The sequence below is a fragment of the Pseudorhizobium flavum genome, assembly GCF_044142885.1.
Classification (GTDB): domain Bacteria; phylum Pseudomonadota; class Alphaproteobacteria; order Rhizobiales; family Rhizobiaceae; genus Neorhizobium; species Neorhizobium flavum.
On record NZ_JBIOKZ010000010.1, the window covers coordinates 1 to 12,615 of the forward strand.

10 protein-coding genes are annotated in these 12,615 nt (G+C 62.6%); 7 read left to right on the top strand and 3 right to left on the bottom strand.

Going from position 1 to position 12,615, the window contains the following annotated elements; translation table 11 throughout:
* From ACEPP2_RS17410 to ACEPP2_RS17440, 7 genes are all read left to right on the top strand, one after another.
* The coding region (locus ACEPP2_RS17410) for an S-(hydroxymethyl)glutathione dehydrogenase/class III alcohol dehydrogenase (protein WP_395517087.1) at nucleotides 1-1,085 on the top strand (1,085 nt) is incomplete at its 5' end.
* Between the two features lie 85 nt (nucleotides 1,086-1,170).
* A complete protein-coding gene (gfa, locus tag ACEPP2_RS17415; RefSeq protein ID WP_052640081.1) occupies nucleotides 1,171-1,746 on the top strand; it encodes an S-(hydroxymethyl)glutathione synthase in 576 nt (191 codons plus the stop codon).
* 414 nt (nucleotides 1,747-2,160) lie between these two features.
* Nucleotides 2,161-3,000, top strand: a complete 840-nt coding sequence (locus tag ACEPP2_RS17420; protein ID WP_395517325.1) for a quinoprotein relay system zinc metallohydrolase 2 — start codon at nucleotides 2,161-2,163, stop codon at nucleotides 2,998-3,000.
* 25 nt (nucleotides 3,001-3,025) lie between these two features.
* Nucleotides 3,026-3,844, top strand: a complete 819-nt coding sequence (locus tag ACEPP2_RS17425; protein WP_395517326.1) for a quinoprotein dehydrogenase-associated SoxYZ-like carrier — start codon at nucleotides 3,026-3,028, stop codon at nucleotides 3,842-3,844.
* A 10-nt stretch (nucleotides 3,845-3,854) separates the two neighbouring features.
* On the top strand, nucleotides 3,855-4,427 hold the full coding sequence (locus ACEPP2_RS17430; RefSeq protein ID WP_395517327.1) for a rhodanese-like domain-containing protein: 573 nt from the start codon (nucleotides 3,855-3,857) through the stop codon (nucleotides 4,425-4,427).
* A 367-nt stretch (nucleotides 4,428-4,794) separates the two neighbouring features.
* A complete protein-coding gene (locus ACEPP2_RS17435) occupies nucleotides 4,795-6,303 on the top strand; it encodes an ATPase domain-containing protein (protein WP_395517328.1) in 1,509 nt (502 codons plus the stop codon).
* The gene (locus ACEPP2_RS17440) at nucleotides 6,287-8,332 is read left to right on the top strand and encodes a hybrid sensor histidine kinase/response regulator (RefSeq protein ID WP_395517425.1); all 2,046 of its coding nucleotides are present in this window, start codon (nucleotides 6,287-6,289) and stop codon (nucleotides 8,330-8,332) included. The genes ACEPP2_RS17435 and ACEPP2_RS17440 overlap by 17 nt, the downstream gene beginning before the upstream one ends.
* A 101-nt stretch (nucleotides 8,333-8,433) precedes the next feature.
* Here ACEPP2_RS17440 and ACEPP2_RS17445 read toward each other — a convergent pair whose 3' ends face one another.
* The 3 genes from ACEPP2_RS17445 to ACEPP2_RS17455 are packed head-to-tail and all read right to left on the bottom strand — an operon-like array spanning nucleotide 8,434 to nucleotide 12,546.
* Complete coding sequence (locus tag ACEPP2_RS17445; protein WP_395517329.1) at nucleotides 8,434-9,234, bottom strand: inositol monophosphatase family protein; 801 nt, start codon at nucleotides 9,232-9,234, stop codon at nucleotides 8,434-8,436.
* A 31-nt stretch (nucleotides 9,235-9,265) separates the two neighbouring features.
* Nucleotides 9,266-10,324 carry an ABC transporter ATP-binding protein gene (locus ACEPP2_RS17450; RefSeq protein WP_152339084.1) on the bottom strand — a complete coding sequence of 353 codons (1,059 nt, stop codon included), beginning with the start codon at nucleotides 10,322-10,324 and terminating at the stop codon, nucleotides 9,266-9,268.
* Nucleotides 10,321-12,546, bottom strand: a complete 2,226-nt coding sequence (locus ACEPP2_RS17455) for an ABC transporter permease (protein WP_395517330.1) — start codon at nucleotides 12,544-12,546, stop codon at nucleotides 10,321-10,323. Before ACEPP2_RS17455 ends, ACEPP2_RS17450 begins: the two co-directional genes overlap by 4 nt.
* Nucleotides 12,547-12,615 lie beyond the last annotated feature (69 nt).

The window sequence follows — 12,615 nt, forward strand, 5'->3', positions numbered from 1 at the left end:
TGGAGATCATGACGGTTCAGCTCGAGGGGCCTCGGGCGGGCGAGGTGCTGGTGGAGGTGAAGGCGACCGGCATCTGCCATACCGACGACTTCACGCTGTCGGGCGCCGACCCCGAGGGTCTGTTCCCGGCGATCCTCGGTCATGAAGGTGCAGGCATCGTGGTCGATGTCGGCCCGGGCGTCACCTCGGTCAAGAAGGGCGACCACGTCATTCCGCTCTACACCCCCGAATGCCGCGAATGCCCCTCCTGCCTCTCGCGCAAGACGAACCTGTGCACCGCCATCCGCTCCACCCAGGGCCAGGGCGTCATGCCGGACGGCACATCGCGCTTTTCCATCAACGGCGAGAAGCTGCACCACTACATGGGCTGCTCGACCTTCGCCAACTATACGGTCCTGCCGGAGATCGCCGTCGCCAAGGTCAATCCCGACGCTCCCTTCGACAAGATCTGCTATATCGGCTGCGGCGTGACGACCGGCATCGGCGCCGTCATCAACACCGCCAAGGTGGAGATCGGTTCGACCGCGATCGTCTTCGGGCTTGGTGGCATAGGCCTGAACGTCATCCAGGGCCTGCGCCTTGCCGGCGCCGACATGATCATCGGCGTCGACCTCAACAACGACAAGAAGGAGTGGGGCGAGCGCTTCGGCATGACCCATTTCGTCAACCCGAAGGAGGTGGGCGAGGACATCGTCCCTTACCTCGTCAACATGACGAAGCGCGGCGCCGACCAGATCGGCGGTGCCGACTACACCTTTGACTGCACCGGCAATACGAAGGTCATGCGCCAGGCGCTGGAGGCCTCGCATCGCGGCTGGGGCAAGTCGGTCATCATCGGGGTGGCCGGTGCCGGCCAGGAGATCTCCACCCGACCCTTCCAGCTCGTCACCGGCCGTACCTGGATGGGCACGGCCTTCGGTGGCGCGCGCGGGCGCACCGACGTGCCGAAGATCGTCGACTGGTACATGGAGGGCAAGATCGAGATCGACCCGATGATCACCCACACCATGGGACTGGAGGACATCAACAAGGGCTTCGAGCTCATGCATGGCGGACAGAGCATCAGGAGCGTCGTCGTCTATTGATGGAGGCGGCCGGCGCGCGGCTTCAACGTCGAAGGCAGTCCGGAAAGCGGACCTTGCTTCGGCTCAACAGGGGAGGTGGCATGCCATGGAAAGTGCAATCCGCATACATCCGGCCGTGGATAATGGTATCAAGCCGGCCGATCCCGGCTTTTCGGGCGGGACGCTCGTCTGTGCCTGCACGGACCGGCCGGTCAAGGTGAAGATCGAAGGGCAGGTCGCACATAATCATGTGTGTGGCTGCACGAAATGCTGGAAGCCGAAAGGAGTCGTTTTCTCGGTCGTCGCCGTCGTGCCCCACGACAAGGTGACGGTACTTGAAAATGGAGACAAGCTGCAGGTCGTTGACAGTTCCGCGCTGATCCAGCGTCACGCCTGCCGCGAATGCGGCGTCCATATGTACGGGCCGGTCGAGAGGGAGCACGCCTTCCAGGGGCTCGACTTCGTGCATCCGGAGCGCTTCCAGGAGTCGGGCTGGGCGCCTCCGGAGTTTGCGGCTTTCGTGTCCTCGATCATCGAGGCTGGTGTCGATCCCAGTCAAATGGATGCGATCCGGGCACGCCTGCGGGAGTTGGGGCTGGAGCCCTATGACTGCCTCTCGCCGGCGTTGATGGACTACGTCGCCAGCTGGGTGGCGAAGAAGTCCGGAGCACTGGCGGCCTGAGTACAGAGGAACACTGGCTGTCGGACAAGCATCTGACCGGCAGCCAGTGATCACGGCTGTTACCATTCATCGCCCCTCGGTCTGGCAGAACGGGAGAGCACTGAGGCGAACCGGGTCCTCCGGACGGCGCAGGGGAGGTGTGGCTTTCAGGCGGCGTTCGTCTCACCGACGCCTGAGCCGCGCAGCCCGAGCCGGACTGCTTCCCGAGACTGCCGCGCGCTGTTGGGCTGCAAAGGCGCTACCGGAATGCCGGTGAACGTGATATTTTAGAACATGTCGATCGAAAGCTGTGATCCCGTCGACTGTGCCGGACAGTCAGCCACCGGCGGGCGCTTCACACGCCGTGAAGCCTTGGCCCTGGGTCTCTGTCTGTGCTGTTTCCCCCGAATTGGGTTCGGCACTCAATGTGGGAGATTGAAGGAACTCGGTAACGGTGTCTTCATCCGTGAGGCGCCCCATGAGGAAGTGTCGCCGGCCAACAAGGGCGGGATTGCCAATGTCGGGTTCATCGTCGGACGCGACAGCGTACTTGTCACCGATCCCGGCGGCAGCCTGGCGGATGGGGAGTGGCTCAAGGCGCGGGTCAGGGAGCGAACCAGCAAGCCGATCCGGCATGTGGTCCTGACACATGTCCATCCCGACCATTGTTTCGGCGCTGCTGCCTTTGTCGAGGAGCAGCCTCAGTTCGTCGGTCATCATGCCCTGAAGGCTGCCCTGGATGCGCGCGGAAGCTATTACCGGCAGCGCCTTGCGGAGGTCCTCGGAGCGGAGAATGTCGGCGACATCATCTATCCGACGCTGGAGGTCCACGATGTGGCGGAAATTGACCTCGGCGACCGCCGCCTGCAGATCACGGCGCATCGGACGGCACATACCAACTGCGACCTATCGATGCTCGACCTGTCGTCCGGTCTGCTCTTTCCGGCAGACCTGCTTTTCGTCGATCGTGTGCCTTCACTCGACGGCAGCCTGTCGGGATGGTTGGCGGAAGCGGAACGGTTGAGGGGGGTCGGCGCGGTTCGAGTTGTGCCGGGCCACGGTCCGGCGATCGTGGATTTTGAAGCGGCTATGGACAGACAGATAGGCTACCTGACAGCTCTCCATAAGGAGACCCGAAAGGCAATCGAGGAGGGGCTATCGATAGACGAGGCCAGCCGAAGGGTCGCTGCGGGGGAAGGAGCGGGTTGGGCGCTGTTCAGCGACTATCATGCGCGCAACGTGATCCAGGCCTACAAGGAACTTGAATGGGAATAGTCTCACCTAACGCAGGGAGGAGAATATGATGCCGATGATGCGACGAACCTTTGCAACGGCTCTGCTGACGATGTTCTGCGTCGGTTCCGCGCCCGGCGTACATGCGTCCGAAGCGGACGCGGAGCGCGAAGAACGCTGGCAGCAGATCGCCGACTACATTTTTGGGAACCGCGAGGTGGTCCCGACGCACTCGCTGATCAAGATCGATGCGCCGAAGCGCGCGCAGGATGCGGCGCTCGTGCCGATCACCCTCACGATGCCGGAGAAGGACAAGATCAAGTCGGTCTATCTTGTGATTGACGAAAACCCGATTCCCTTGGCCGCCCATGTCATCTTTGGTCCGGGCGCCGATGCAGGCGCGCTGCACCTGCGTGTGCGCGTCGACACCTATACCAACATTCACGCGGTTGCCGAAACGACGGATGGAAAGCTGTTTTCCAACGCTGTCTTCGTGAAAGCGTCCGGTGGGTGCTCTGCCCCTTCCGGCCCGAGTGACGCTGAAGCGATGAAGGGCATGGGCGAGATGCGGATGAAGTTCGCGGAAAATGTCCAGCAGGGGAAGCCTGCGGAAGCGACCCTGATGATCCGCCACCCAAACTTCAGCGGCATGCAGATGAACCAGCTCACCCGCCTCTACACGCCGCCGCGTTATGTGGAGAAGGTAACTGTCTCTCAGGGTGACCGGACCGTGCTCGAAGTGACCGGTGACATTTCGCTCTCCACCAATCCCGCCATCGGCTTCAGCTTCGAGCCGGCAGACCAGGCGCCGATCCGGGTGGTTGCGTCCGACAACAAGGGTGGAGCGTGGGAGGAGAGCTTCGACGTCCCGCTGGCAACCAATTAAGGGCAGGGACATGCGGGGAAGCTCACGGTTTTTCCTCTTGCTTGCCGTCGCCGTGGCTCTGGCTGCCTCCGGTGGAAGTCGCACGTTCGCGGAGGTGATGGAGCCGGAAGGTTTGTGGTCGGGGCCGATGCGGAGCGAGACCCCCAGCACCTTGCGGGGCACCGTGGTGATCGATCTGGCCGGTCTCGAGGCCCTACTGCCAAGGGATCCGCTCCTGGTGGATGTTGGCCCGGCCGACAAGAAGCCTGAAGGGTTCTCGGAGGATCGGCTATGGTTGCCCACTCATCGTTCCATTCCGAAGGCCGTTTGGCTCCCCGGCGCGGGAGCGGCAACCCTTGAGGCGGCACAGGAAGAGGCATTCTTCCGGCGCGTGGAAGAACTGACCCAAGGTGACCACGCTCGGCCAATCGTGGTCTTCTGCCAGCCGCGATGCTGGGGGAGCTGGAATGCCGGCAAGCGTTTGGTGACGAACGGCTATACCGGCGTCCACTGGTTCCCCGGCGGCGTCGACAGCTGGCAGGAGAAGCACGAGACGGTGGTCGTCGACGTCGATGAGGAGTGGCCGGTGGCCTCGGCCAAATGATTGGGGGGCTCTGACAAAAGGTGTTGTGGGTGGTCCTGCGCCACGCGTCCTTCCTGCCGGAGAGACCGGCTCCGCTAAATGCGCTTCTCGATGAAGATCAGACGTGAGGGAATTTCCTGCCGAATTCTCGCCAACCCGCTTCGTACATACCTCTCCTCTACACTAGGTCAAAGCGCCACTGTACTTCCCGATTATCGCACGCACTTGGAACCGCATGGAATAGAGGGACTGCGATAACGCAACTGCAAGTTCCGCTGCTGTCAGAGTCCGCAATCATGGGCAGCCTCGGAACGAATCTCCTGCTTTGAACGTCTCCCTTAACAATTTAGGGCATTCACTCTATTTCATAGGCCGCGATGGAGGATGTATGACAGACAGTTCAAGCGCGAAAGCAAAGACCGGGGTGGAGGGACTGGACGACATTCTGTCCGGTGGGCTCTCCCGCGGTCACGTCTTTCTTCTCGAAGGGGCGCCAGGCTCGGGGAAGACGACGATCGCATTGCAGTTCCTTCTGGAAGGCGGAAGCATCGGCGAGCGCTGTATCTACATCACGCTTTCGGAGACCGAGGAAGAACTGCGTGACAGTGCGCTCTCGCATGGGAAGGATATTGGCGATCAGGTGGAGATCTTCGAGCTTGTTCCGCCGGAAAGCCTGCTCGATGCCGACCAGCAGCAGAGCCTCCTGTATTCTTCCGACCTGGAACTAGGCGAAACCACAAAACTCATCTTTGAAAACTTCGAGCGCGTGAGGCCCCATCGGGTGGTGATTGACAGCCTCTCCGAAATCCGGCTGCTGGCGCAGAGCTCACTACGCTATCGCCGCCAGATCCTTGCAATGAAGCACTTCTTCTCCCGCTCCGATGCGACGGTGCTGCTGTTGGACGACATGACCTCCGAAGCGATGGATAAGACCGTCCACAGCGTCGTGCATGGTGTCATTCACCTGGAGCAGCTTGCCCCGGACTACGGCTCCGAGCGTCGACGGCTCCGGGTTCTCAAGTACCGCGGCCAGTCCTTTCGCGGTGGTTACCATGACTTCATCATCAAGACCGGCGGCGTCGCCGTTTTCCCGCGGCTGCGCGCTGTCGAGCACAGGTCGGGGTTCGAGCGCTCCTCGCTGGCGAGTGGCATCAGCGCATTCGACGCGCTTCTCGGCGGAGGCATCGCCCGCGGCTCCAGTACGCTGCTGATCGGCCCTGCCGGTACCGGCAAAAGCCTTTTCGCATTACAGTTCGTCGAAGCCGCCATCCGGCGTGGGGAGCGGGCCGCGATCTTCATTTTCGACGAGGAATTAGGCCTGCTGTTTTCCCGCACGAAGGAGATGGGGCTTGACCTTGAGGACTTGCTCGACAAGGGGCTGATCCACATCGAACAGGTTGACGCGGCCGAGTTGTCGCCCGGCGAATTTGCCCAGCGGGTAAGGGACAGGGTAGCGAGCTTCGACGCCAAGACCGTGGTGATCGACAGCATCAACGGCTATCAGGCTGCGATGCCCGAGGAAAACGCACTGATCCTGCACATGCACGAGCTGCTGCAATATTTGAACAGGCAGGGTGCCAACACCTTCATCACCGTGGCGCAGCACGGGCTCGTCGGCGACATGAAATCGCCGGTGGACGTGACATATCTTGCAGACACGGTCATCCTGCTGCGCTACTTCGAGGCCGAAGGTCGCGTCCGCCGAGCGATCTCGGTGATCAAGAAGCGGACCGGGCAGCACGAAGATACGATCCGCGAGTACACGATCGGCAGTAACGGACTGACGCTGGGCGAGCCGCTTTCAGGATTCCAGGGCATCCTGCGTGGTGTCCCTATCTTCGTGGGGGACCGACAGCCCCTTTTGCAGACACTCGATGAGGATGGCGCCAATTCCTGAGCGTGATGTCATTGGCCTGATCCATGCTCCGCTGGGCCGCGATGCGCAGATCGCCGCGGCGTTGCTACAGGAAGCGGAGCTGCCCGCACGGATTGCCTCGACACTGGACGCGCTGGTTGCGGGGCTGAACGAGAACGTCGCCTTCGCCGTGATGACCGAAGAGGCGTTGCGGTCGGTCGATCTTCGTCCATTTGTCTCGTGGATCGAGACCCAGCCGAGCTGGTCCGATCTTCCGTTTATCATTCTGACGGCCCGCGGCGGTGGTCCTGAACGCAACCCCGCCGCTGCCCGTCTGTCGGAAGTCCTGGGCAATGTCAGTTTTGTCGAGCGGCCCTTCCACCCGACGACATTCATCAGTGTCGTCCGTTCCGCAATGCGGGCGCGACGGCGCCAATACGAGGCCAGTGCCCGCATGGAGGCGCTGGACGAAGGGGAGCGTCGTCTGCAGACGGCCTTGGAGGCCGGCCGCCTCGGCGCCTGGGAGCTCGATCTCGCCACCAACGTCTTGACCACGTCGGCGACCTGCAGGGGGATCTTTGGCCGCGGCCCCGAAGACGGCTTCACCTACGAGGATTTGCTGCAATCGATCCATCCCGAAGATGTGACGCGTATGCAGGAGGCGGTGCGCAAGACGATCGAAACGGGTGCAGACTATGCCATCGCCTACCGTACGGTGTGGCCTGATGGTTCGGTCCATGGCGCTGAAATCCGTGCCCAGCTCCACCGGGACCGCACCGGCAAGCCGATCAAGCTGGTGGGGGTTTCGGCCGATATCACCGAGCGGCTGCAGGCGGAAGAACAGCAGCGTCATCTCAACGAGATGCTCGAGGAACGCGTGGCGGAGCGGACGCGTGAGCTGCAGGAGGCGCACAGGCTCGTGCTGGCCGAGGTCAGCCAGCGGGAACGGGCGGAGGAGCAGCTTCGCCAGGCCCAGAAGATGGAAGCGATCGGCCAGCTTACCGGCGGGGTGGCCCACGACTTCAACAATCTCCTGATGGCGGTGCTCGGCAACCTCGAGCTCCTGCGCAAGCATGTTGCCGGCGATGCGAAGGCAACGCGGCTGATCGACGGAGCCCTGCAGGGCGCCCAGCGCGGCGCGTCGCTCACCCAGCGGCTGCTGGCATTCGCCCGCAGGCAGGACCTGCAGGTGGGTCCGGTCAACCTTGCCGGGCTGGTGACGGAAATGGAGGATCTCCTGCAACGGTCGGTCGGCTCCAGGATTGCCATAGAGGTGGCCGTTCCGGAACGCCTCCCGCCCGTCTCCGCCGATGCCAACCAGGTCGAGCTCGCCCTCCTCAACCTCGCCGTCAATGCCCGCGATGCAATGCCGGATGGCGGAACGATCCGGATCGAACTGAAGGAGGCGGAGCAGCCGGCGGGATCGGATATGCTTGCACCCGGCCGCTATGTCGTCCTCTCCGTGATCGACCAGGGGCTGGGCATGGACGCCGAAACGCTGCAGAAGGCGGTCGAGCCGTTTTTTTCCACCAAGGAACTCGGCAAGGGCACCGGCCTCGGCCTTTCCATGGTGCATGGGTTGGCACTCCAACTGGACGGCCGTTTGACGCTAACAAGCGCGCCGGGTCAGGGAACCACCGCGGAACTGTGGATCCCTGTGTCGACTGCGGACGTTCAGGACCATGCGCAGGATGTCGCGCCGGCAGGACCTCGGGATGATGCCGGGCCAAAGCGGATCCTTCTCGTCGACGATGATGTCCTGATCGCCATGAGTTCGGCCGACATGCTGAGCGATCTCGGCCACCAGGTCGTCGAAGCTCATTCCGGAAAGGAGGCGCTCGCCTTGATCGACGGGGGCGCCACCTTCGACCTGTTGATCACCGATTATTCCATGCCCGGCATGACGGGTGCGGAACTGGCGAAGGCCGCCCGTGAACGCGTGCCGGGACTGCCGATCCTGCTCGCCTCCGGCTATGCCGACCTGCCGTCGGGCGTGGAGATGGACGTCGCCAGGTTGGCCAAGCCCTATTCCCAGGACCAACTGGCTTCGGTGCTCGACAAGATCTTATAGCTTCGGACGGGCCGAGACCGCCAAGAGCTAAGAAGCCGCAAAGAACGGTGTGTGCATCTTTTCCGAGTATCCGCATAGAGACGATTGGTCGGCATGCCTTGTCAGAGGTGTGCCAATGTCCGCAGATCCTCGATGGCCCCGGGACCGGCGGCCAACACCGGCGCGCCCTTGGTCAGGCGCTCGCCTTCGACCGGAAAGGGCAAGAACCACCCTCCGGCCTCGCGGACAAGGCAATATCCGGCGAGGCAGTCCCAGGCATGCATGTAGGGCTCGTAATAGCCGACCAAGCGTCCGGCAGCGACGTATGCGAGCATGAGCGCACCCGATCCATTGCGGATGAAGGTGCCGCCTTGCGTCAATAATGCCTCCACGAAATCCGCGACCCTGCGAGGAGGAACGTGATGGTTTGCGCCGACCCCGGTGACGGCATTGCGTATCGTCCGGGAGCCATCGATTCGGAGGGGGGTGCCGTTCAGTCGAGCCCCCAGGCCATGGGCGGCCGAATACAATTCGTCCTGACAGGGAGCGGCAATCACGCCGACGACCGGCTCCCCTTGGTGGAGCAGTGCGATCGACACGCACCAGGTCGGCATCCCGTTGACGAAGGGGCTCGTGCCATCGATGGGATCGATTACCCAGGTGAAGCCGGAACTGCTCTCGGCCATTCCATACTCTTCTCCAAGCACGCCATCCTTGGGATAGGCTTCGGCGATCTGCTCCCGGATGAGCGTCTCCACGGCCCGGTCGGCGATCGAGACGACGTCCTGCGGGTCCTTCTTGGTTTCGATGACAAGCGTCTCTCTGCGCAGGAAGTAGTCGAGCGCGAGGGCACCCGCCTTGCGGGCGACGTTCTCGGCAAATCTCTGCCGGGCTTCATAGCCGGTTGTGGCATGGGAGGTCATGAGTTCCTCGTTCGGGTTGTGCCGCTGTCGGTCAGCGGGTGATGATGGCAATGCCACGGGACCTGAAGGCTACGGAGACGGGCGTCGATGCCGGCAGCATACGGTCCACGGCCGGATCCACCACGAACAGGCTGCCGCCTGCCGTCTCCACCTCATACTCGACATGGCCTCCTAAATAGGCGGCGTGGGTGATGACGCCGCCGAAGGGGGCATCATCGGCGGGTTCCAGAATGATGGCATTGGGTCTCACCGCGAGCTTCGCCTCGCCCGGCTGGGCAACGTCGCGTCTCGGCACTCGCTGCGTCAACGCTCCCAGGCGGATCAGCGCGTCGTCGCCTTCAATGCCGATGACATCGCATGACATGACGTTAGCCTCGCCCATGAAGTCGGCAATGAAGGAGGAAGCAGGCGCCTCATACAGGGCGCGCGGGGCACCTTCCTGTTCGACGCGACCGTCCTTCATGACGATGATGCGGTCGGAGACTGCAAGGGCCTCATCCTGATCGTGCGTGACATAGACGGCGGTGAAGCCGAGCCTCTGCTGCAGATCGCGAATTTCGGTCCTCACGCGACGGCGCAGTCGCGCGTCCAGGTTGGAGAGAGGTTCGTCGAGGAGCAGAACCTGTGGTTCAAGTACGAGTGCGCGGGCGACGGCGACCCGTTGCTGCTGGCCACCCGAGAGCTCAGCCGGTATCCGATCGCCCATTCCGGCGAGGCCGACGAGCGCCAGCCCCTCTTCGGCCCGCTCTCGCGCCTCGTTTGGCTTAACGCCTGATGATCCGAGGCCGTAGGCGACATTCTGGAGAGCCGTCATGTGCGGGAAGAGCGCGTAGGACTGAAACACCATGGAGACGTCACGCTCGTTCGCCGGCAGCATCGTCACGTCTTTCCCGCCAATCAAGATGCGGCCGGCGCTGGGATGCTCCAGGCCCGCCAGCATGCGAAGCGTCGTGGTCTTGCCGCAGCCCGAGGGGCCAAGCAGTGTCACCAGGGTGCCCGGCTCGATCGTGATCGACAGGTCGTGGATAGCGGTAAACGAACCGAAGCTCTTTTTGACGTTCTGGAATACCACCGAGCCGGGAGTCTTCATGCTGTCTTCTCCTTCGCGACCGAAAGGGGCATCGAGCCGGCGATGCGATTGGTGCGGCGGAGGCGACGCTCGCCGACCAGGAACTGGAAGATGGCGATGACCGCAATCATCACCACGATCAGGGCTGAGGAATAGGCGATGGCGACGCCGTATTCACCATTTTCCACCAGCCCGACGATGTAGGACGTCGCCATGTTGTGCTCGGCACTTACCAGGAAGATGACGGCACTGATCGAGGTGATTGCGCGAACGAAGGAATAGACGAGCGCTGCCGTGATTGCCGGCCGCAGCAGCGGCAGGATCACCTTGCGCAGTGTGCGGAAGCTGTTGGCTCGCAAGGTCAGGGAGGCTTCGTCGAGGCTCTGGTCGAGCTGCTTCATAGCGGCCACTCCGCCGCGCACTCCGACCGGCATGTTGCGGAAGACGAAGCAGGCAATCAGGATTGCTGCCGTACCGGTCATCTCGAGCGGCGGGAGGTTGAATGCCATGATGTAGCTGATGCCGATGACGGTCCCCGGAATTGCGAAGCTCATCATCAGGGCGAACTCGAACAGTTCTCGTCCGGCGAACCGCTGGCGGACGATGAGATAGGCCGTCATCAAGCCGACGGCTGCCGTCAGGGGCGCGGAGATCAGGGCGATCTTCATGGTTGTCCAGAAGGAGTTCCATGCCACGCCGGTCCAGGCGATGCCTTCGCCTGTGAAGCTGATGGAGAAGGCGCGGACATAGTGGTCGAGCGTGAAGCTGTTGTCCAAGCCCCAGGTCTTCATGAAGCCGCCGGCGATGATCATGCCGTAGACCACGATCGTGAACATCGCCCAGGGAATCACGATCGCGTGGACGCCGATCGCGACAGAACGGGGCAGGGCGGCGTGAACACCATTGTCGCCCTTGCCCGTTACGGTGGCGAAGTTTCTTTTGCCCAGCCACAGACGTTGGGCCAGGAAGGCCGACAGCGTGAAGCAGAGCAGGATGATCGCAAGCACCGCTGCGCGCGAGGGATCGTTCTGGGAGCCGACCACTGCGAAGAATATCTCGGTGGAGAGCACGCCGTGACTGCCGCCAAGCACCAGAGGGTTCCCGAAGTCAGCCATGCTTTCGATGAAGCCGATGAGGAAGGCGTTCGCGAGGCCTGGCTTCATCAGTGGGAGCGAGACGTGCCAGAAGGTTCGCCAGCGGTCGGCCCGCAGCGTCTGCGAGGCTTCCTCCATAGAGGGGGACACGCCTTCCACGACCCCGATCAGGACCAGGAAGGAGATCGGCGTGAATGACAGGACCTGTGCGATCCAGATACCGGTCAGGCCGTAAAGCCAGCGACTGGGCTCGATCCCGAACATGTCGGAGAGCCCGACGGTGACGAGCCCTGCGCGGCCGAACAGCAGCGTCAGCGCAAGGCCGACGACGAAGGGTGGCGTGATGATCGGCAGGATGGTGAGGAGCCGCAGGCCCTTCTTGAATCGGAACCCCGTCCGGGTTGCCACGAGAGCGAAGGCAAGACCGAGAAGGGTCGAGCCGGTCGCGGTCATGATCGCAAGAAAGAAGGTTCGCCACGCGACACCGCAGCGTCCTTCGCCGATCACGCAGTTCAGGCTCCAGATGGAGGGATCGACGATATTGCCGAGGAAGCCGTCGGGATTGAAGGATCCGTCGAAGTCCTGGAAGGCTCCGGCAAACATGCTGGCGATCGGATAGAAGACGAACACGGCGACCAGGAAGACCAGCAGCGTAATTGCGCTAACGACGAAGGCGTCGCCCTTCATCACCCCGCATTCCGCGCGGCCGAAGGAGAAGATGAGGATGAAGACGATCGAGACTGTGATCGCGCCGGCACCCATGGAGGGCTGCCCGGTCGAAAGCGTTCCGAAAATTGTCTCGGTAATTGTCCAGGACCAACCCGAAAAGCCGATCGCCAGGCCCTGCAGGGCAAGGAACAGGATGCCAAGCGCCCCGATCCATGTCAGCATTCGGCCACGTTGTTCCGATTGGCGGTGAAGGCTCCGCACCAAAATGGCAGCTACGAGCAGAAGAAGCGCGATGGCCAACCACCAGCGGCCGTGAAGAACGGCCTGAAGAAGGCCAGGGGCGACATCGGTGCCACCGGGGAAGTCGGGCAGCCATGACAACCCAAGAAAGCCGCCTTCGATCCGGTACCAGGGAAGGAGGAGAAGGGCGACGGTACCAAGCCCCAGGGCCCAGTCCAGTCGACGATCACTAGTTGTCATGAGACTTCCTGCCGCGCCGATTTATGCGAGATTGCGTGCAGGTGGCCGGTTTCTCAACCGGCAACCTGC

Coding starts and splice junctions, on each gene's coding strand:
- gfa (WP_052640081.1), top strand. CDS start 1,171: ATGGAAAGTGCAATCCGCATACATCCGGCCGTGGATAATGGTATCAAG.
- ACEPP2_RS17450 (WP_152339084.1), bottom strand. CDS start 10,324: ATGAAGACTCCCGGCTCGGTGGTATTCCAGAACGTCAAAAAGAGCTTC.
- ACEPP2_RS17440 (WP_395517425.1), top strand. CDS start 6,287: ATGGCGCCAATTCCTGAGCGTGATGTCATTGGCCTGATCCATGCTCCG.
- ACEPP2_RS17425 (WP_395517326.1), top strand. CDS start 3,026: ATGATGCCGATGATGCGACGAACCTTTGCAACGGCTCTGCTGACGATG.
- ACEPP2_RS17445 (WP_395517329.1), bottom strand. CDS start 9,234: ATGACCTCCCATGCCACAACCGGCTATGAAGCCCGGCAGAGATTTGCC.
- ACEPP2_RS17430 (WP_395517327.1), top strand. CDS start 3,855: ATGCGGGGAAGCTCACGGTTTTTCCTCTTGCTTGCCGTCGCCGTGGCT.
- ACEPP2_RS17435 (WP_395517328.1), top strand. CDS start 4,795: ATGACAGACAGTTCAAGCGCGAAAGCAAAGACCGGGGTGGAGGGACTG.
- ACEPP2_RS17455 (WP_395517330.1), bottom strand. CDS start 12,546: ATGACAACTAGTGATCGTCGACTGGACTGGGCCCTGGGGCTTGGTACC.